Annotated in this window: 15 protein-coding genes and 1 riboswitch; of the genes, 8 read left to right on the top strand and 7 right to left on the bottom strand. The window is 71.6% G+C overall.

Going from position 1 to position 19,400, the window contains the following annotated elements; genetic code table 11:
* The first annotated feature begins 50 nt into the window (after nucleotides 1-50).
* Together O7623_RS17720 and O7623_RS17715 are read left to right on the top strand one after the other, a co-directional pair.
* Nucleotides 51-800 carry a beta-phosphoglucomutase family hydrolase gene (locus tag O7623_RS17720; protein WP_282224141.1) on the top strand — a complete coding sequence of 250 codons (750 nt, stop codon included), beginning with the start codon at nucleotides 51-53 and terminating at the stop codon, nucleotides 798-800.
* Entirely contained in the window at nucleotides 797-3,166 is a 2,370-nt protein-coding gene (locus tag O7623_RS17715; protein ID WP_282224140.1) for a glycoside hydrolase family 65 protein, read from the top strand. The genes O7623_RS17720 and O7623_RS17715 overlap by 4 nt, the downstream gene beginning before the upstream one ends.
* Nucleotides 3,167-3,236: 70 nt before the next feature.
* Here the strand turns inward: O7623_RS17715 and O7623_RS17710 are convergent, their stop codons facing one another.
* Nucleotides 3,237-4,253 carry a hypothetical protein gene (locus O7623_RS17710; RefSeq protein ID WP_282224139.1) on the bottom strand — a complete coding sequence of 339 codons (1,017 nt, stop codon included), beginning with the start codon at nucleotides 4,251-4,253 and terminating at the stop codon, nucleotides 3,237-3,239.
* Between the two features lie 2 nt (nucleotides 4,254-4,255).
* A riboswitch (cyclic di-AMP (ydaO/yuaA leader) is annotated at nucleotides 4,256-4,393 on the bottom strand.
* A 263-nt stretch (nucleotides 4,394-4,656) separates the two neighbouring features.
* Between O7623_RS17710 and O7623_RS17705 the strand changes: the two genes are divergently transcribed.
* The 4 genes from O7623_RS17705 (at nucleotide 4,657) to O7623_RS17690 (ending at nucleotide 9,222) form a co-directional block, all read left to right on the top strand.
* Nucleotides 4,657-5,394, top strand: a complete 738-nt coding sequence (locus O7623_RS17705) for a TrkA family potassium uptake protein (protein ID WP_282224138.1) — start codon at nucleotides 4,657-4,659, stop codon at nucleotides 5,392-5,394.
* A gap of 724 nt (nucleotides 5,395-6,118) precedes the next feature.
* Nucleotides 6,119-7,186 carry a fibronectin type III domain-containing protein gene (locus O7623_RS17700; RefSeq protein ID WP_282224137.1) on the top strand — a complete coding sequence of 356 codons (1,068 nt, stop codon included), beginning with the start codon at nucleotides 6,119-6,121 and terminating at the stop codon, nucleotides 7,184-7,186.
* Between the two features lie 55 nt (nucleotides 7,187-7,241).
* Nucleotides 7,242-7,910: a response regulator transcription factor gene (locus O7623_RS17695; RefSeq protein WP_282224136.1), complete on the top strand. Its 669-nt coding sequence runs from the start codon at nucleotides 7,242-7,244 to the stop codon at nucleotides 7,908-7,910.
* 22 nt (nucleotides 7,911-7,932) lie between these two features.
* The gene (locus tag O7623_RS17690) at nucleotides 7,933-9,222 is read left to right on the top strand and encodes a HAMP domain-containing sensor histidine kinase (protein ID WP_282224135.1); all 1,290 of its coding nucleotides are present in this window, start codon (nucleotides 7,933-7,935) and stop codon (nucleotides 9,220-9,222) included.
* Between the two features lie 41 nt (nucleotides 9,223-9,263).
* Here the strand turns inward: O7623_RS17690 and O7623_RS17685 are convergent, their stop codons facing one another.
* Entirely contained in the window at nucleotides 9,264-9,734 is a 471-nt protein-coding gene (locus tag O7623_RS17685) for a hypothetical protein (protein WP_282224134.1), read from the bottom strand.
* 59 nt (nucleotides 9,735-9,793) lie between these two features.
* Here O7623_RS17685 and O7623_RS17680 point away from each other — a divergent pair, with 59 nt between their 5' ends.
* Together O7623_RS17680 and O7623_RS17675 are read left to right on the top strand one after the other, a co-directional pair.
* A complete protein-coding gene (locus O7623_RS17680) occupies nucleotides 9,794-10,936 on the top strand; it encodes a branched-chain amino acid ABC transporter substrate-binding protein (RefSeq protein ID WP_282224133.1) in 1,143 nt (380 codons plus the stop codon).
* Nucleotides 10,937-10,984: 48 nt separating this feature from the next.
* Complete coding sequence (locus O7623_RS17675; protein WP_282224132.1) at nucleotides 10,985-11,713, top strand: hypothetical protein; 729 nt, start codon at nucleotides 10,985-10,987, stop codon at nucleotides 11,711-11,713.
* A 60-nt stretch (nucleotides 11,714-11,773) separates the two neighbouring features.
* Here O7623_RS17675 and O7623_RS17670 read toward each other — a convergent pair whose 3' ends face one another.
* The 5 genes from O7623_RS17670 to O7623_RS17650 all read right to left on the bottom strand — a co-directional run bounded on the left by O7623_RS17670 (nucleotide 11,774) and on the right by O7623_RS17650 (nucleotide 19,361).
* Entirely contained in the window at nucleotides 11,774-12,658 is an 885-nt protein-coding gene (locus O7623_RS17670; protein WP_282224131.1) for a peptidase, read from the bottom strand.
* 1 nt (nucleotide 12,659) lies between these two features.
* Nucleotides 12,660-14,006, bottom strand: coding sequence for a VWA domain-containing protein (locus tag O7623_RS17665; RefSeq protein WP_282224130.1), 1,347 nt, complete (start codon nucleotides 14,004-14,006; stop codon nucleotides 12,660-12,662).
* Between the two features lie 9 nt (nucleotides 14,007-14,015).
* On the bottom strand, nucleotides 14,016-17,348 hold the full coding sequence (locus tag O7623_RS17660) for a glycosyltransferase (protein ID WP_282224129.1): 3,333 nt from the start codon (nucleotides 17,346-17,348) through the stop codon (nucleotides 14,016-14,018).
* Between the two features lie 113 nt (nucleotides 17,349-17,461).
* On the bottom strand, nucleotides 17,462-18,397 hold the full coding sequence (locus O7623_RS17655; RefSeq protein ID WP_282224128.1) for a glycosyltransferase family 2 protein: 936 nt from the start codon (nucleotides 18,395-18,397) through the stop codon (nucleotides 17,462-17,464).
* A gap of 70 nt (nucleotides 18,398-18,467) precedes the next feature.
* Complete coding sequence (locus O7623_RS17650; RefSeq protein ID WP_282224127.1) at nucleotides 18,468-19,361, bottom strand: LysR family transcriptional regulator; 894 nt, start codon at nucleotides 19,359-19,361, stop codon at nucleotides 18,468-18,470.
* Nucleotides 19,362-19,400: the final 39 nt, after the last annotated feature.

Raw genomic sequence — 19,400 nt, 5'->3', positions numbered from 1 at the left:
GGGCGACGGAAACCGGGCCGGCACCGTGGAGATCAGGTTAGATTGGCGGGGTGCTCGGTCTACCCACTCATGTGACCGCCTGCCTTTTCGACCTCGACGGGGTGTTGACTCAGACCGCGAAAGTGCACAACAAGGCGTGGGAGGAGACCTTCAACGACTTCCTCCGTGCCCGTGCCCTGGCCACCGGTCACCCCTTTCTCCCGTTCGATCCCGGCGCCGACTACAGCCGGTACGTCGACGGCCGACCACGGGCCGACGGGGTGCGTTCCTTCCTTGCCTCGCGAGGCGTTGAGCTTCCCGAGGGGTCGGTGGACGACCCCCCGGCGGCCGACACCGTCAACGGCATCGGCAACCGGAAGAACGAGGTCCTGCTGCGACGTATCGCCGAAGACGGCGTGCAGGTCTACGACGGTTCGCTGGCCTACCTTCACGCTGCCCGCTGGGTCGGGCTGCACCGGGCCGTCGTGTCGGCCAGCGCCAACTGCCGGGACGTGCTGATCGCGGCGGGGATTGAGGAGTTGGTCGAGGTGCGGGTAGACGGGGTGATCGCGAGAGAGAAGGGCCTGCGCGGCAAGCCGGAACCGGACACGTTCCTGGCCGCCGCCGCGCAGTTGGGGGTGGAGCCGGCGAACGCGGCGGTCTTCGAGGACGCGCTGGCCGGCGTGACGGCGGCACGGGCCGGTGACTTCGGCTGCGTGGTGGGCGTCGACCGGGTCGGTATCGGCGACGAACTGCTCGCCCACGGTGCCGACATCGTGGTGAGCGACCTGGGGGAGCTGCTGGTCGGAGCCGAACGGTGATCCGCGAGCGGGCCTATCCGGTCGAGCCCTGGCACGTCCGGGAGACCCGGCTGGACTTCGACATCCTGGCGCAGTCGGAGTCGGTCTTCGCCCTGGCGAACGGGCACATCGGATTCCGCGGCAACCTGGACGAGGGGGAGCCGCACGGCCTGCCGGGCACCTACCTCAACTCGTTCTACGAGTTGCGGCCGCTGCCCTACGCCGAGGCCGGGTACGGCTTCCCCGAGTCCGGGCAGACCCTGGTGAACGTCACCAACGGCAAGCCGATCCGGCTGCTGGTCGACGACGAACCGTTCGATGTGCGCTACGGCGACCTGATCTCCCACGAACGGGTGCTCGACCTGCGGGCCGGGCTGCTGGACCGGCGCCTGGAGTGGCGGTCACCGGCCGGGCGGACCTGCCGGGTCCGTAGCACCCGGCTGGTGTCGTTCACCCAGCGGGCGGTCGCGGCGATCTGCTTCGAGGTCGAGGCGGTCGACGAGCCGCTGCGGATCATCGTCCAGTCCGAGCTGGTCGCCAACGAGGAGTTGCCGGCGCAGAGCAAGGACCCCCGGGTGGCCGCCGTACTGGACCAGCCGCTGCAGGCCGAGGAGCGGCTGGTGCAGTCCGACGGCGGGCTGCTGATCCACCGGACCAAGGCCAGCGGGCTGCGGATGGCGGCGGCGATGGGGCACGAGATCGACGGTCCCGGTGACGTGGCGGTGAGCACCGAAGGCTTCGACGACTGGGTCCGCACCACCGTCTCCTGCCTGCTGCAGCCGGGGCAGCGGCTGCGGATGGTGAAGCTGTTGACGTACGGCTGGTCCAGTCAGCGCTCGTTGCCGGCGCTGCGCGACCAGGTCGGTGCGGCGTTGGCCGGCGCCCGCATCTCCGGCTGGGAAGGGCTCTGCGCCGAGCAGCGCAAGTACCTCGACGACTTCTGGGACCACTCCGACGTGCGGGTCGACGGCGACCCGGAGATCCAGCAGGCGGTCCGGTTCGGCCTGTTCCACGTACTGCAGGCCGGTGCCCGCGCCGAGCAGCGGCCGATCGCCGCCAAAGGCCTGACCGGGCCCGGGTACGACGGACACGCCTTCTGGGACACCGAGATGTTCGTGCTGCCGGTGCTGACCTACACCCAGCCGGCGGCGGTCGCCTCGGTGCTGCGCTGGCGGCACTCGACCCTGGACCAGGCGCGGGAACGGGCCCGGATGCTCGGGCTCAACGGGGCGGCCTTCCCCTGGCGGACCATCCGGGGGCAGGAGTGTTCGGCGTACTGGCCGGCCGGCACCGCCGCCTTCCACGTGGCGGCGGACATCGCCGACGCGGTCCGGCGCTACGTCCAGGCCACCGGCGACGTCGAGTTCGAGCGGGAGATCGGCCTCGAGCTGCTGGTGGAGACGGCCCGGCTGTGGCGGTCGCTCGGCCACCACGACCGGCACGGCCGGTTCCACATCGACGGGGTGACCGGGCCGGACGAGTACACGGCGGTGGTCGACGACAACATCTACACCAACCTGATGGCGCAGCGGAACCTGCTGACGGCGGCCGACTGCGCGCTGCGCTACGCCGACCGGGCCTGGGTGCTCGGCGTCGACGACGAGGAGACCGCGGCCTGGCGGGACGCCGCGCTGTCCATGCACGTTCCGTACGACGACGAGTTGGGTGTGCACCCGCAGTCGGCCGGGTTCACCCGGCACCAGGAGTGGGACTTCGCGGGCACTCCGCAGGACCGCTATCCGCTGCTGCTGCACTACCCGTACTTCGATCTGTACCGCAAACAGGTGGTCAAACAGGCCGACCTGGCGCTGGCGATGCACTGGCGGGGCGACGCCTTCACCGACGAGGAGAAAGCCCGCAACTTCGCCTACTACGAGCGGCGTACGGTGCGGGACTCCTCGTTGTCGGCCTGCACCCAGGCGGTGATCGCGGCCGAGACGGGTCACCTGGAGCTCGCCCACGACTACCTGGGCGAGGCCGCGCTGATGGACCTGCACGACATCAACCGCAACACCCGTGACGGCATCCACGTCGCGGCGCTGGCCGGGGCGTGGCTGGCGTTGGTGGCCGGGTTCGGCGGGATGCGCGACCACACCGGGGAGCTCTCCTTCGCCCCCCGGTTGCCGCAGCGGATCAACCGGCTCGAGTTCGCGATGATGTGGCGGGGCATGCGGCTGCGGGTGTCCGTCGGGCGCGACGAGGTGACCTACGCGCTGCGCGACGTGGATCCGAACGCGACGATCGAACTGACCCACCACGGCGAGGCGATCACCGTCGCCGCCGACAAGCCGGTCACCCGGGCGATCGCGCCGGCCGGGGTGGCAAGCCCGCCGCCGCAGCAGCCGGCGGGTCGCTCCCCGGTACGCCGGTCGGCCCGTACCGACTGACCCCGTACCGGTTGCGGGTACGACGCTTCGCGCGCCGGCCAGCCGTCCTGACTGACCGGCGCGCGGGCACTCAGAGCAGGGACAGGTGCACGTGGTTGGTGTGGTCGCTGCTCGGGTCGCCGCCAGCGCCGCTGTAGGAGCTCCAGCCTGTCGTCGGTGACCAGAACTGGCGGTACCAGATCACGTAGAGGATGCCGAGTTTGTCGGCGTTGCGGACCAGGAACGCGGTCAGGTTGTTGCCGTAGAGCCGGGCGTCGCCGGTGGCGTCGCCGCCGAATCCGCTGGACTGCATGGAGAAGTCGCAGGCCCGGCCCTTCGGGTGCTCGAACGGACCACCGGGTCGGAAGCAGGAGACGAAGCGGGTGAAGCCGGCCTTCTTGGCCTCGTTGAGCGCGTGCATGGTCCGAGGGGTGATGCAGCCGCTCGTGGTGGGGTCGTCCAGGCTGCACGACTCGGACGGCCAGGAACCGTTCGCGTTGCGGGGTGCCTGAGCGGCGACCGGCGAGGTGGCCGAGACGAACCCGTTGGTGGCGACCGCGCCGACCAGTTGCAGGGCCTTCTCCGCCTCCTTCTTCTGACGGGACATCACCTCGAGCTGCTGTTCCTCACGGGTCACCTCGGCCTCGATCGCCGCGACGGCCCGGGCGGCCTGTTCGCGGGCCTCGTTGAGCTCGCGGACCCGCTTGTTGTCGTGCATGGCGATCATGTCCAGGCCCTCGGCCCGGTCCAGCAGATCGTCCGGGCTGGCGCTGTTGAGCAGCACCATCACCGGGGTGATCCGGCCGAGACGGTACGAATTGGAGGCGACCTCGCCGATCTGCGGGGTGAGCGCCTCCAGTCGTTCCTCCACCTTCTCCAGTTCGAGGTTGAGCTGAAGTTGCCGCTTGCGTGACTCCTCGACGGCGGCCTTTGCTTCGACGAAGCCTCGGCTGGTCGACTCGATGACGTCGCTGAGCAGTGGCTGCGCACCTTCGTCCGAGGGGTCCTGGGCGGCGGCCGGGGTGGCGACGACCAGGCCGGCGAGCAAGGTGGTCACGGCGGCCAGTGCGGCGGTGAACGGAACCCGCCGGTATAGGGGTGCGGTCATCCTGTTCCTTTCCTTGGCCGCCGACCGAGTTAGCTGACGGGTTCGGGACGGAACGATCCCTACCGCGACGTCGCGGATTCACCCCGGTGGAAACGTGGTTCCCCGGCTCACCCCGAAGGACGATTAGGCGGCGGTCACCGCCGGCACCGGTGGGTGCCGCCTGGCGGAGACCGCCGGCAAGCTTACCGGATCGGTGACCGGCGACAACACCTCGACGACCGTCGTTGACCAGGGAGAATTCCGTTACTGGACAACGACTTTGGGTAATGTCCACTTTCTGCATCGGCGGGCCTACGGCATGTCGTGGCCGGCTGTGTCGATAGAGCTGCGGCCGAGGGGTACAACTGCCTAAAATACGACAGAAGTTGAAAATAGGAAATAACACCTCTGGATTGATTCCCTGATGGCAGACGACCTGTCCCTGGCGGCAGGCGACCCGTCCCTGGCCGACGTCGGCGGCAGCGCTGCCGGCGTGGCCGACGGTGACGACGGCGTCGCCGACGACAGCGTGGCCGTCATCGGCCTGGGTCGCTTCGGTGGCCAGGTGGCGCTGTCGCTGTGCCGGCTCGGTCACCAGGTGCTCGGCATCGACGGCGATCCCCGCCTGGTGCAGCGCTGGACCGACCGGCTGCCCCGAGCGGTCGAGGCGGATCCTACTGACGAACAGTCCCTGCGACACCTCGGCGTGGCCGACTATCCGTGCGCGGTCGTCGGCATCGGTGCCGACATCGAGGCCAGCATCCTGACCGTCGTGGCGTTGACCGAGATCGGCGTACCGGAGATCTGGGCGAAGGCCATCACCGCCAAGCACGGCCGGATCCTCGCCTCGGTCGGTGCCCACCACGTGATCTTCCCGGAGGCCACCATGGGCGACCGGGTCGCGCACCTGCTGGCCAGCCGGATGCTCGACTTCATCGAGTTCGACGACGGCTTCGCGATCGCGAAGGTGTGCGCGCCGGTGGAGAGCGCGGGCCAGACCCTGGCGCAGGCCCGGCTGCGGCAGCGGTACGGCATCACCGTCGTCGGCATCAAGGAACGTGACCAGCACCTGCGGTACGCCGTACCGGACTCGGTGATCCCGCCGGACGCGCTGCTGATCGTCGCCGGGTCGACCGCGGACGTGCAGCGGTTCGGCGGCTGACCCTGGGATCCTGGGCGTAACCGTCTCGTCACGCCTTCATTTCGTGAGCTGATCAGGCTCTGGACTTTCGCAAACTCGTGACTCAGGCTACAGTCCTCCCATGGGAGCGCTTCCATTGATGGATGTGCACCCGGAACACTGTACCGACGCGTGGCGTGGTGCTGTTCGCAGTGCCTCGTCGACCGCTCAGCCCTTGGGCTGGCGGCGGGCCAGCCCGGACTCCGCCGCCAGCCGACGCACCACCTGTCGAGAGGAGGTGGAACCAGAGCCACTCGCGTGGCCCGGCTCCCGCGCGTCACGCACGACCTGGACGCCAAACCGCTCGTGCGTGTCAGTAACTGATGGTGGGGACGGGGGTTGCCCTCCCCGTCCCCACGCTAGTCCGGGATTGTTACGACGTGGAATCGCCGACAAGTCAGGACCGCGACGCCGCTGCGTCCAACTGTCCTGCCCAGCCTGCCGATGCATCGGCAGGCTTCGTTGTGTATGAGGATGTCGTGGCTGCCTGGCCTGGCTGCGGTCAGGCGTGGCGGCGGCGCCGTGCGGGCATCGCCGGTCGTCTGGGGCCACGGCGCGATGGTGTCCCAGCTCACAGTGGGTCGCTCGGGTGCCCGCTACGGAACTGTCACCGGACGGCGGATGGCGACCCACGGCAGATATCGTTGACCATGGATGTCTTGGCGCTGGTTCGTTCGCCGGTGCCCGCACCGAAAGCGAGACACCCGTGACCACTGTGCCGCCGTCGTGTTCCCGCCACACAGTTCACCGGGGCCGTCGCCGCCGGCCGGCCCGGCCGCTGGGTACCCTGCTCGCCGCCGTACTGCTCGGGCTCGCCCTGCCAGCGGCGACCGCGAGTGCCGCGACCGCCGCGGACACCGAGGCACCCACCGCCCCCGGTGCCCCGACCGTCGCCGCCATCAGCCCGGACCAGGTCACCCTCACCTGGACTGCCGCCACCGACAACGTCGCGGTCACCGGCTACGAGGTCGCCCAGCTGCACACCGACTACGTCATCGTCACGACCACCCCGGTCAACGAGATCACCGTCGTCGGCCTGCAGCCGTCGCGTACGTACCAGTTCTGGGTGGCCGCGCGCGACGCCGCCGGCAACCGGTCGCCGTCGAGCCCCAGCCTGCGACTGACCATGCCGCCCGGCGACGACCAGGCGCCGACCGCCCCCACCGGCCTGACCGCCACCCAGACCGGCGCCGACGCGGTCACCCTGCGCTGGCAGCCGTCCACCGACAACGTCTACGTCGCCTGGTACGAGGTGCTGCGGCTGCACCCCGACGGTTCCACCACCCGGGTGGCCACCGCTCCGCAGCACCCGCCGACCGGTCCGACCGCCCGGGTCGGCGGTCTGCAGCCCGGCACCAGCTACACCTTCGCGGTACGGGCCCACGACGACGCCGGCAACAGCTCACCGCTGTCGGCACCGCTGACCGTGACCACCACCCCGGTCGCCCCGGCCTGCGAGGTCGCCTACCAGGTGATCAACCACTGGCCGGGTGCCCTCCAGGCGCAGCTGGACGTCCGCAACCTCGCGGCGGAGCCGATCGACGGGTGGACGCTGAGCTGGACCTGGCCCGGCGACCACCGGATCGCGTACCTGTGGGGTGCCGAGCCGGTCGATCTCACCCCACCCGACTTCACGGTCCGCAACTACCAGTGGAACCGCCTGATCGCGCCCGGCGGCAGCGTCCAGCTCGGCTTCATGGTCACCGCCGCCACCGCGACCACCGCGCCGACCGACTTCACCCTCAACGGCGCGAAGTGCACGGCGGTACGCTGACCCGGAAACGGCCGGCGAAATGTCCTGGTGACGACAACTTGCTAGCCTCGCCCGCATGCGGGTGCTGGTGGTCGAGGACGACCCCGAGGTACGGGGCGCCGTCGTGACCGCGCTGCGTACCGGCGGCTTCGCGGTGGACCAGGCGGCCGACTGGAGCCAGGCAGACCTGAACATGAGCGTCAACGACTACGACTGCCTGGTGCTCGACCGGATCCTCCCGGAAGGCGACTCGCTGGACCAACTCGGCCACCGCCGCCGCGCCGGCCTGACCGTACCGGCACTGGTGCTGACCGCCCTCGACAGCGCCGGGGACCGGATCGCCGGTTTCCAGGCCGGCGTCGACGACTACGTGGTCAAACCATTCGTCACCGCCGAACTCGTGCTGCGGGTCCGGGCGCTGTGCCGGCGCCGGGGCGTCACCAGCCCGCCGCTGCTGCGCATCGCCGACCTGGAGGTCGACGCGGCCCGCCGGGAGGTCCGCCGAGCCGGCATCCTGCTGACCCTGACCCGCAAGGAGTTCGCCGTTCTGGAGATGCTCCTGGTCCGCTGCCCGGCCGCGGTCAGCCGCGGCGACCTGTTCGAACACTGCTGGGACGAGCTCGCCGACCCCAGCTCGAACGTGGTCGACGCGGTGGTCGCCCAACTGCGCCGCAAGCTGGGCGAGCCGCAACTGATCCACACCGTACGCGGCTTCGGCTACCAGATCGCGGCGTCCCAGCCATGACCGGACGGCAGGCACCGACACCATGAGCGGACGACGGGCGGGCAAACCGCTGCAGACCGCGGAGCGGCTGCGCGGTCTGCGGATCCGGATCACCGTCCTGGTCATGGCGATCAACGTGGTCGGGCTCGCCGGGATGGGCGCGGTCGCCCTGCTGGTCGACGAACGGCAACGCGACGAAGTGGTCGCCGCCGAACTACGGCGCACCGCCAGCACCGCCGCCGCCCTGCTCTACTACGACTCCGGCGCCCTGCAACTCGACAAGCTGTTCGACAACGCGGTAGCCAACGGACCGACCGCCGTCTACGTCTACGAAGCCGGCCGCGCCGAGCTCAGCCTGGTCTTCGCGTACCCGGCACGGCTGCCGGTGGTCCCGCCCGCGCAGCTGCTCGCCCCCGCCCGGCAGGTCTGGTCGTCCGGTACCGAGATCGTCGACCCGCTCGCCGACCGCGCCGGTACGCCGACCCCGCTGCTCGCCGTACCGTTCGAACACGCGGTCACCGGCACCGTCGCCGGTGCCGTCGTCGTCCTCGGTGACACCGGCCCGGCGCAGGCGGCCAACCAGCGACTCGCGCTCGCGTTGACCGCCGGCGGCGTCGCCTTCACCATCCTCGCCTGCGCCGGCGGCTACCTGCTCGCCCGGCGCGGCACCGAGCCGATCGCCGACGCGCTCAACCAGCAGGAGCGGTTCGTCGCCGACGCCGCGCACGAGCTGCGCACCCCGCTGACGGTGATCCGGGCGGTCTCCGAGGACGCGCTGGCCGAGCCGGACCGGCGGCCGGCGGCGCTACGCCAGGTGGTGCGTTCCGCCGACCGGCTCGCCGACTCGGTCTCCGTCCTGCTCACCCGCGCGCAACTGGTCGCCGGCCTGCGGGACCTGCGCCGCGAACCGTTCCGGCTGGACCAACTGGCGGAGGAGGTGCTCGCCGACACGGTCCAGCCGCCGCACGTCGCCGTACCGGACACCGTGCCGGTGGTCGCCGTCGGGGATCCGGCACTGGTGCGCATCGCGCTGCGCAACCTGATCCAGAACGCCGTCCAACATGGGCGGATCGCCGACCGGCCGGCCGAGGTGCGGCTGCAGGTCAGCGCCGAACCGCCGACCGTACGGGTTCGCGACCGGGGGGCGGGGCTCAGCGAAGCGGTGGCGGCCACCCCGGAACAGCGGTTCCGCACCGGCGCCGCCGACGGCACCGGGCTCGGGCTGGCGATCGCCAGCTGGGTGGTGCAGCTGCACGGCGGCCAGCTGCGGCTGGGCAACGCCGAGGGCGGCGGCACCGAGGCCCGGCTGCGGCTGCCCGGTCAGGGCAGCTGATCCGCCCCGGTGCGGGGCCGGTAGCCGGCCCGGTCGCCCGGTCAGGGCACCTGACCGGCGCGCTGCCCGTTCGGGCTGATGGCGTACCACTCGTCGGCCTGCCCGTGGCCGTTCGTGTCGCCAGGCATCCGGTCGCCGGCGTAGCCGTACAGCGGCCAGCCCGCCAACGACAACTGCCGCCGGCCGTCGGACCGGGTGAAACAGGTGACCAGCTGCCGGTCGATGCCCTCGACCCGGACCTCGCCCTGGCACGGCACCGGCAGCCAGGACTGCAGGCACTGCCCGGTGCAGGCGGAGTCGCTCACGCCGGCGGTGTCCCGGTCGGAGCGGTACAGCACGAAGCCCTGCGCGTCGATGACGATCTCGTCCAGCGTCGCGGACTCCACCGCGAACAGCGCGGTGCCGGCGGCGGTGGCGACCGGGTTCGGCGGCGCGCCGGACGGGGCGAGGGCCGCCGGCCGGTCGCAACCGGCCAGCGCGAGCACCGCCGCGATCCACAGGATCCGTCTCATCAAAACCTCACGCTCCCAGGCGCAGGATATGCCGATCCGGCCGGGTGCAGGAGGTGTACGTGCTGACGTTGCGGGCCCGCACGGCGTTGCTCGCCCTGGTGACCGTCCTCGCGGGGTGTTCCGCGACCGGTGACGACGAGCCGTCGCCAGTCGACGCCTGTGGCAGCCGGATCGCGGTGCTGGGACCGCTCAGCGGCGACTCGGCGGATTTCGGCGGCAACATCTACGACGGCGCCCGTCTGGCGTTCGACCAGTACGCGGCGGCGCACCCGGACTGCCCGGTCGACCTGGTCGACTTCGACTCCCAGGGCGACCCGAAGCAGGCGCCGGCGCTGGCCCAGCGGATCGTGGACGACCCGCGCATCGTCGGCGTCATCGGACCCGGGTTCTCCGGCGAGGCCGAGGCCGCCCTGCCGATCCTCGACCAGGGCGGCGTCACCACGATCACCACCTCGGCCACCCGTACCGAACTGAGCGCACGTGGCTGGCCGACCTTCCACCGGCTGGTCGGCAACGACGCGGCGCAGGGCCGTGCCGCCGGCTGGTACATCGATCAGGTGCTCGGCGGCACCGCGGTGTTCGTCGTCGACGACGGCAGCGCGTACGGCCGGGGGCTTGCCGACGAGGTGGTGGACCGGCTCGGTGCCAAGGTCGTGCAGCGGGCGACGGTGGCCGCACGGGCGACCGACTTCGGCGCGGTCGTCGGCCAGGTCCGCTCGGCCGACGCCGACGTCGTCTTCTACGGCGGCTACTACGCGGAGGCGGGTCGGCTGCTACGGCAGCTGCGCGCCGGCGCGGTCGCGGCGACCTTCGTCGCCGGGGACGGGGTGAAGGCCGACGGGTTCCTGCACGCCGCCGGCGACGCCGCCGCCGACGACGTCGTGATCACCTGCCCCTGCCTGCCGCCGGAGCGGGCCGGGGAGCAGTTCCCCCAGCACTACCGGGACAGCTTCGGGCGGGAACCCGGCACCAACAGCGCCGAGTCGTACGACGCCGCCCGGGTGTTCCTGGCCGGTATCCGGGCCGGTCACGGCGACCGGGCCGGGATGGAGGCGTTCGTCGACGCGTACGACGGTCCCGGCGTGACCACCCGGATCGCCTGGACGTCCAGTGGCGAGCTGGTGAGCTCCTCCGTCTCGGTGTGGGCGTTCCGCGTGCGACAGGGCCTGTTCGTGGCGGAGCGGGCCATTCCGGCGAGTTGACCACGCGCCCACCGGGGCGCATCCATGAACGTGGCGAGGGAGTGCGAGATGACCGTATCGATGACGAACGGTGGCACCATCGGCATGGCCGACGCCCGTCCCGACCACCGTACGGGCACCGGGGTCGACAAGGTCCTGCGGGTCGTCGCGGAGGGGCCACTCGGGCCGTACCCGATGTTGGAGGCGGCGTTCTGCTGGAACGAGCGGCGACCGGTCGGTTGGCGACGGCTCGGACCGGCGCCGACCACGCCGCAGCGGCAGCTGCCGGTCGCCCAGACCGGGCAGCCGGCCGCCGCCGCCCGGTTGACCCGGCTGCTGACCACGATGACCTGGGCGGTCAGCACGCCGGTCGGCGGATCGGCGGTGCTGACCCGGGTCGACGTGACCGCGGAGGCGTACCACCGGGTGCTACGGGCGCTGGCCGGTGCGTGGCGCGACGGGCGGCGGATGCTGGCCTGCCCGGAGACCGCGGCGGCCCACTACCCGGCGGCGTTGGCGGTCTGGCGGATGGCGGCGCTGCTCGCCCCGACCGACCAGACCGCCGGGGTGCTCACCTTCGCGGTGAGCACCCCGGCGGCGGCCCTGCTGCGCAGCGCCGCGCCGGTGCTCGCGTTGCCGCACACCGTCCTGGAACGCGGCGCCCGTAGCACCGTCGTGCGGGTGGACCGACCGGCGCTGTTCCGGCGGCTGCTGGCCGACCTCGACCCGCCGGCGCTCGCCGGCCGGCCAGGCGTATCCCTGACCGGCCGTCGAGCGCCAGTGGCGGTCGCCGGCTGACCGGTGGCAACCCGGCTGACCGTCAGTTGACCGGCTAACCGTCAGTTGACCGGCCGACGGTCAGTTGACAGTCGGCCGCCGGGGACGCCGGGTCAGGCCGAAGCCGACGACGCCACCGACGGCGGCGAGCACCCCGCCGATGGTGGTCCAGACCCACCGGCTGGAGAACGCGGGCAGCCGGTCGGCGAACCAGCCGGCCAGCCGTTCCCACCACCACTGCCCGTCGTCGGTGTCACCGGCGTCAGCGGCGGCGCCGTAGGCCGTGGTGCTGTCGTCCGCGACCGTGGTCAGCACCGCGCCCTGCCTGGCCGTCGGGGTCAGCGGGGCGTCGAGTCGCCCACCTTCCGGAGTGACGTCGTCAGAGACCTCGGCGCTGATCCGCAACTCGACCTGCACCGGTAGTCCGAGGTCGGACTCGGGCACGTCGGTGACGGCGATCCGGACGAAGTACGTGCCGGGCAGCGGGTCGGCCGACCACGGCTCGGCCCAGCCGCGTACCTGCCGGAGCACGCAGCCGGCCCGGATCTCCCGGTCGGTGGCGGCACCGGTCGGTGACTGCATGCCGGCCGTGCAGGGCTGTCGGCGGCGGAGTCCGTCGAAGACGTCGACCGACCAGGTGGACGGACCGCCGCGGTCGGCCGGATCGGCCAGGGTGACCGTCGCGGAGATGGTGCTGGTCTGGCCGGCGACCGCCGGGAACGACCAGTACAGGTACTCGCCGGTGGCGGCGGCGACCCGGACCGGCTGGTCGATGTTGACCGCCGCCGCGGTGAGGAACGACGTACCGGCCTTGGTGAGGGTCGCGTCGGCGGGCAGCGGTGTCGGCCCGTCGGCCGTGGCCGGTCGCGGGGCCGGGTCGAGCAGCGTGACGGCACCGGCGGCGAGCAGCACCGTGGCGCTGGCGGCGAGGCCGGTCCGGACCTGGTCGAGAATCTGCCGGGTCATTTCAGCTCTCCTTCCAGACGGTGCCCCACCAGCGGGTCAGCCAGCCGGCGAGCAGACCGGTCAGCAGGCCGGCGAGCCCGAGTACGACGAGCAGCAGCCAGCCCCGCCCGAGGCCGGGACTGTCCGGGGTCGGGGAGGCGTCGACCACGTCCACGGTGAGTTCGATCGGCATGCCGGGTGCGTCGCCGGGGCCGCCGGGGGCGGCGAACGAGTTGCTCACCACCAGGCAGACCTCGGTGGGTGGGGCCTCGGTGGCGGCGACCGCCGGTGAGTCCGACGCCGCACCGGTACGGTCGGTGTCGGTGTCGGTGTCGGTGTCGGTGTCGGTGTCGTCTGGCGGATCGCGGTCGGTGTCGGTGTCGGCCGACCAGCGCAGACCGGTGGAGAGTACGTCGGTGCGGCCACTGCCGGCGTCGGTGCCCCGGACCAGTTCCCGACCGTTCGGGTGGACCGCGCGCAGCAGCACCCCGTAGTCACGGTTGACCGGCCGGTCCAGCGCGATGCTGACCGAGGCGCGCAGCTCCTGGTCGGTGCGGACCGGTACGCGGTACCAACGGTGCTCGGAGAAGCGTTCCCGGTCGGTGTAGACGCCTGCGGTGAGCAGTGGGGCCTCGGCGCAGTCCGTGCTGCCGGTGACCAGTTCCGGGGTCTGGGTGTAGGTGTCCTGGGCCCGGTCGACCAGCTGGTTGATCCGGTCGGCGAGCTGGTCGGCGCTCTGCGCGGCGGTGTAGGTGCCTCCGGTGGCGCCGGCGATGCAGACCAGCTGTTGGCGGACCTTGTCGTCGGCGATCAGGCCGAGCGTGTCGACGATCAGCCGGGTGCCCTGGGCGGCGAGCTCCCGGGCGACGTCGCACGGGTCCGGTGGCGCGCAGGTGTCCTCGCCGTCGGTGATCAGTACGATCCGGCGGGCGGTCTCGCCGGTGCCGAGATCCTTGGCGGCCTCCCGCAGGGCGAGCCCGATCGGGGTGTACCCGGTCGGGTGCAGGCTGGCGATCGCCGCCTTGGCCTGGTCGCGGTCGACCGGCCCGACCGGCACGATCTGCTGGGTGTCGCGGCAGCCCAGCGCCGGGTCGTCGCCGGGGTAGGTGGCGCCCAGGACCCGGATGCCGAGGTGGGTGCCGGCCGGCACCGCGTCGACGACCTCGTTGAACGCACGTTGGGCGACGGCCATCCGGGTCTGCCCGTCGATGTCGGCTTCCCGCATCGAGCCGCTGACGTCCAGGACCAGCTCCATCCGCAGGTTCTCGGTGGGTCTGGTCTCGTCGGCCCGGGCGGGCGGAATTCCTGGCAGGATGATGGCGGCCAGCAGTCCGATCAGGACTGCATGGGCCGTACGTCGGTTGATCACCGGGCGATCTTAATGATCATCCATAGTGCCATCCACAGTGGCGGTGCCCAGTCCGGCGCCGACCGGTGCCGCGAACAACTCGGTCACCAGCGCGGCGTAGTCGCGTGCCATCTCGCCGTACCGGTAGGTGCCGGCAGCGGCCCGCGCGGCCAGCTCCACCTGCCGGCCCCGCAGCGCGGTCGCGGCCAGCAACGCCTCGATCAGCCCGTCGGGGTCGTCCGGGTCGTACCCGACGGTGTACGCCGGATCCAGCAACGACCGCAGGGCGCCCACCCGGGGTGCCACGACCGGCCGCCCGTACGACACCGCGAGGTGGAAACTGCCCGAGTTGAGCACCGACCGGTACGGCAGCACCACGGAGTCCGCCGCCTTGAAGTAGAACTGGATCTCCTCGTCGGCGACGGGGTCGAACACTGCGGTGATCCGTGGGTCGCCGGCACACCGCTGCGGCAGGTCGTCCCGGGGGTCGAGCCGTTTGGCGGCGCCGGCGACGACCAGCCGCAGCCGGGGATCGCGCGCGGCGGCCGCGTCGAACGCGTCCAGCAGTTCCCCGACCCCCTTGTACGGTCGGATCCCGCCGAAGAACAGCAGGACGTGATCGTCGGAGTCGAAGCCGAACCGGCGTCGGGCGGCGAGCCGGCTCACCGCGTCCGGGTACACCCCGAGGTAGCTGCTGTGCCGGATCACCCGGGTCCGGTCGGGTGGCAGCACGTAGTGCGGTGCGACCGCGGCGGCCGTCTCCGGACAGAGCACGTGCACCACGTCGGCCTCGGCGGCGAGGAACGCCGCCAGCTCCCGTTCCACCTCCGGGTACTTGCATTCGTGGGGGAAGACGTTGTGGATCGTCCAGATCAGCCGCCCGCCCCGGCGACGCAGGTCGCGGACCCGCTCCCGGAACCCGGCCAGCCGGGCGGCCGCCTGCCCGGCGTCGGTCGCCGGATGCACGATCGGGTCGGTCCAGTGCACGTGCAGGATGTAGTTGTCCAACCGTCCGCCGGTCAGGTGCGGCGCGGGCGCGGCATCGACGACGTCCGGGACCGGGAACCACCGCACTCCGGCGTCGCGCAGACCCGACATCAGTACCATCTGGTACGGATTGTCTACATAGTACGGATACACGCCGACGAACCGGTCACGGGCCCGCCGGGGTCGCCGGTCGAGACCACCGACCAGCGCGTCCAGCTCCTCGGCCCGGCGTTCGTAGGAATGCCGTTCGTGGACCACGTCGGCCAACCGCCGCGCCAGCGCCGCCGTGCCGGCCGGGTCGGCGGTCAACCGGCCCAGCGCCTCGCCCAGGCTCGTCGTGTCGTGGTAGACCGGCAGCTCGTCGAGCCCGAGTTCGGCCAGGCCGACCCGGCTGTTCGTCACCGGCAGCGCGCCCGCCGCGAGGCTCTCCATCAGCCGGGAGTTGACGTTGCCGTACGGGCGGGTGGTGTGGTTCAGGTCGTCGAGCACCAGCAGCGACCGCCGGTAGATCTCCGGCAGGTTGAAGTAGCTGGTCGGACCGGCTCCGTAGCGGGAGAACCAGGAGTCGAGACGGCGCAGCTCCCCGAAGATGACGAACGGGAACTCGAGATCGAGCCCGCCCAGGCACTGGTACAGATGCCGTTGCCGGCCCCAGTTGTTCACCGTGGTCACCGCACCGACCCGGGGCCGGTCCTCGGCCGGCGGGGTGAACAGTTCGGTGTCCACCCCGAGCGGCAGCACCCCGGTCGGCCCGTCGTAGCGGTCCCGTAGCCGGTTCAGCGACACCGACGACGACGCGACGACCATGTCGAACAGTGCCAGGTGCGGGTGCTGCTGCCAGGTGTCGGTCTCGTTGCGGACCCAGGCGATGGTCCGGCAGTCGTCCGGTACGGCCAACGGATCGAACGTGGGGATCATCGCGACCGTGATGTCGGTGTCCGGTGGCAGATCGGTCCACCGGTCGGCCGGCAGGTACGCCACCTCGTAGCCGCGCCGTTGCAGGTGGCGGCCGATGCCCACCGCTACGTAGAGGTCGCCACGACCGGCGTCCAGGTCGGTCGTGGAGACACAGAACGCCACCCGTACCGCCCCGGTGGCGTGGAACCGGTCCTGTCGGCAGGCCGTCTCGTACGCGTGGCGGACCGCCGGGTCGGCGGTCAGCGTCCGGAAGTGGTCGGGAACCGGGGTGACCGGTGCACCGCGACCATCGGCTCCGTCGGTGCTGGCACCGCCGCCGCTGGCGCGGCCGGCGGCGCGCCCCCGCCGCCGTTTGACGGCCCGCATGCCTTCGGCCGGCCGCAGGACGTAGCGGACCATCTTTCCGGCCCGGTACGTGTTGCTGGTGGTCAGCTGCTGGACCCGGGCCTGGAGCTTGTTGGCCTTGTCCTGCAGCGCCCGCGCCTTGTCCTGGGCCTCCTTGAGCCTGGCCTGGCTCTCTTTGAGCTTGGCCTGGAAGTCGACGCGCTCCTGCTCGGCCCGGCGCTGCATCTCGCGGGCCTGCAGCGCGTCGAGTCGCTCCTGGGCGACGGCGTCCTGGGCCCGGCGCAGCTGCACGTCCAGCTGTTGGTGCCGGTGCTGCAGTTGCTCCAGCTGGGTGGCCAGGCGCTGATTGTCGGTCAGGACGCTCAGGTGGGCCGAGTGTTCGGCGGTGAGCCGCCGCTCGGCCAGGTTGATCCGTACCGCCTCGGTCGAGGGCCGGGCCAGGACGACGTACTGGTAGGTCTCGGCGTCCTCGCCGAGCTTCGCCACGACCTTGCGCAGCTCGGGGTCGACCTCGACGGCCCGGGCGCGCTGGGCGGTCTGTTCGGCGGTACGGACCGTCCGGTGCAGCTCGGTGACCAGGTAGCCGGTGGACTCCAGCAGGGTCTGCATACTGGTCCGGGTGAAGAACCGCAGATGGGTCGAGTCCAGCAGCCCGGTCCGGGTGTACTCGAAGTTGCCGGTCATCAGCTCGAGGATCACCGACTCGTGGGCCATGTTCGGGAAGCTGACCACCAGGATGCCGTCCGCCGCGAGGATGCCCTCGGCGCGCAGGGCACGCAGGACGAGCTCCGGTTCGACCAGGTGCTCCAGTACGTCGGCCAGGATCACCACGTCGTAGTCGCGTCCGGTGAGCTGCCGCGTCCACCCGGGTTCCCGCAGGTCGACCAGGACGGTCTCCGCCACGCCTGCGGCGCGGGCCTCGGCGAGCGCCTCGACGTCGACGTCGGCGCAGGTGACTGTGCGGCCGGCAGCGGTGGCGAGGGCTCCGGCGACGATGCCCGGGCCGGAACCGAGGTCGAGCACCCGCTGACCGCCGGTCGACGCCAACCGGTAGACCGCGGCGGCGGTGTTGTTGGTGTCGTCGGGGTCGAAGCTGTACGAGTACCTGCTCATGTCCGCCTCCACAGGTGCGCTGGTGAACACGGGGCAGCCGGGGGGCCGCTCGCCCGACTCCGATCTGATCCGACCGACGCTGGTCCGGTCCGACCAGCCTGACTTTGGTCCGACTAGCTGGGCACGAGGTCGCTGATGTCGTCACGCCGGCCGAGGCGACCCTCCCGGCCGTCGGCGAGTGCGATGTCGATGATCTTCTCGTACGCGTCGACGAGCTCAGGCGCGTGGGTGGCGACCTGCTTGCGCCAACCCGAGATGAACGGCGCCAACTCGACCTCGATCTCCGCGATCGCGGCGGCGAAGAAACGCCGGCTGAAGTGCACCCGGTTGCGGCACATGTAGTAGACGTAGTGCGGTGGCGGGGGTTTCCCGGCCGACCGCTTGTAGTGCCACGTCCGAGCCCGGGGTGCGAGGACGGTACGCCACCCGGCCCGCTGTGCCCGCAGACAGTAGTCGGTCTCCTCGTAGTACAGGAAGTAGTCCTCGGACAGCAGGCCGATCTGGTGCAGGGTGTCCCGCCGGATCAGGAAGCACGCACCGGTCACGTAGTCGACGTCCCGGACCGTGCCGTCGGGAACGGCTGGGTCGAACTCGCCGGCGTTGGCGTGGAACGTGGACCCTGCGCCGGTGATGACCCCGCCGTTGAAGAGGATCCGGGCCGGATGCCCACCGTCGAGGATGCGGCAGCCGACGATGCCGGCGTCCGGCTCGTCCGCTGCCGTGGCCAGCAGCCGGCCCAGCGTCTCCTGACCGACCACCGCGTCCGGGTTGACCAGCCAGACGAAGTCGACGCCGGTGCGCAGCGCCGCCTGGATACCGATGTTGCACCCTGCTGCGAAGCCGACGTTGTCGCCGACGGTGATCACCTCGACGGCAGGGTCCAGCAGGTCGGCGAGGACCGCGTCGGAATGCTCCGGCTCGGTGTTGTCGACCACGATGATCCGCTGATCGGCGTGCTCGCTGGCCTGCAACGACGTGAGGCACCGGACCGTGTCGTCATCGTTGCGGTAGTTGACGACGACGGTCGCTATCCGGGGCCCGATCCGCACAGGCAACCTCTTCCGTCAGACGGGTGGACGCTGGCCAGGTCGTCGGCCGTGCCGAGGTTATCAGGGCAGACTACAGCCGAGGCCGTTCCGTCAGATCGTCACCCGAGGGTGGCCCGACCGCCGCGATCGCGCTGCTCACCGCGTCGCGGACCGCCGGTTCGGTGTCCGGTCGGGACAGCAGGATGAACGCCACCTCGCCCAGGGGCGGCAGTTCCGGCGCCGCCACCGGCGTCAGCCCGGCGGGCACCAGCCGGGCTGAGTGCGGCAGCAGTCCGAGCCCGGCGCGGGTGGCTGCCACCAGGCCGCCGAGGCTGCCGCTGGTGCAGGCGACCTGCCACGGCTGGCCGGCGGCGGAGAGCGCGGCGAGGGCCTGCGCCCGGGAGATGCTCGGCGGCGGGTAGACCACCAGGGGTACGGGGTCGCCCGGCCGCCGCCGGGCCGCCGGCTGCCCGCCGGGCTCCGCCGCGCCGAGCCAGATCAGCCGGTCCCGCCAGATGACACTGCCCCGGTTCTGCCCGGTCAACCGCTTGGCGAAGACCAGGTCGAGGCCGCGGGCGTCGAGCAGTTGGTGCAGGGTCCCGCTCAGCGCGACGGTCAGTTCGACCTCGACCAGCGGGTTGCGCCGCCGGAACGTCTGCAGCACCGCCGGAAGGTAGGTGGAGATCAGGTCCTCGGAGACGCCGAGGCGGAGTTTGCCGCGTACGGTGCTGGCACCGAAGTGGCGCTGGGCCCGGTCGTGGGCGTCGAGGATCTCGCGGGCGAACCCGATCATGGCCTCGCCGTCCACGGTCAGCTCGACGGTGTGGGTGTCGCGCAGCAGCAACGGTCGGCCGACGGCCTCCTCCAGCCGGCGGACGTGGGCGCTGACCGTCGACTGGCCGACGTCGAGCCGGCCGGCGGCGCGGGTGAAGCTGAGCGCCTGGGCGACCGCCAGGAAGCTGCGGAGGTGGGTGGGGTCGTACACCGTACCGATGTTATCGCGGTTCGCGATCACAGTGAGCGC

This window comes from Solwaraspora sp. WMMD791 (assembly GCF_029581195.1).
In the GTDB taxonomy this organism is placed as follows: Bacteria; Actinomycetota; Actinomycetes; order Mycobacteriales; family Micromonosporaceae; genus Micromonospora_E.
The sequence above is the reverse complement of the archived record's forward strand: the minus strand, read 5'-3'. Positions and strand labels throughout refer to the sequence as shown.

Excerpts from the sequence above, each read along its gene's own strand:
- O7623_RS17690 (WP_282224135.1), top strand. The coding sequence starts at position 7,933 with ATGAGCGGACGACGGGCGGGCAAACCGCTGCAGACCGCGGAGCGGCTG.
- O7623_RS17670 (WP_282224131.1), bottom strand. The coding sequence starts at position 12,658 with ATGACCCGGCAGATTCTCGACCAGGTCCGGACCGGCCTCGCCGCCAGC.
- O7623_RS17675 (WP_282224132.1), top strand. The coding sequence starts at position 10,985 with ATGACCGTATCGATGACGAACGGTGGCACCATCGGCATGGCCGACGCC.
- O7623_RS17660 (WP_282224129.1), bottom strand. The coding sequence starts at position 17,348 with ATGAGCAGGTACTCGTACAGCTTCGACCCCGACGACACCAACAACACC.
- O7623_RS17695 (WP_282224136.1), top strand. The coding sequence starts at position 7,242 with ATGCGGGTGCTGGTGGTCGAGGACGACCCCGAGGTACGGGGCGCCGTC.
- O7623_RS17685 (WP_282224134.1), bottom strand. The coding sequence starts at position 9,734 with ATGAGACGGATCCTGTGGATCGCGGCGGTGCTCGCGCTGGCCGGTTGC.
- O7623_RS17710 (WP_282224139.1), bottom strand. The coding sequence starts at position 4,253 with ATGACCGCACCCCTATACCGGCGGGTTCCGTTCACCGCCGCACTGGCC.
- O7623_RS17705 (WP_282224138.1), top strand. The coding sequence starts at position 4,657 with ATGGCAGACGACCTGTCCCTGGCGGCAGGCGACCCGTCCCTGGCCGAC.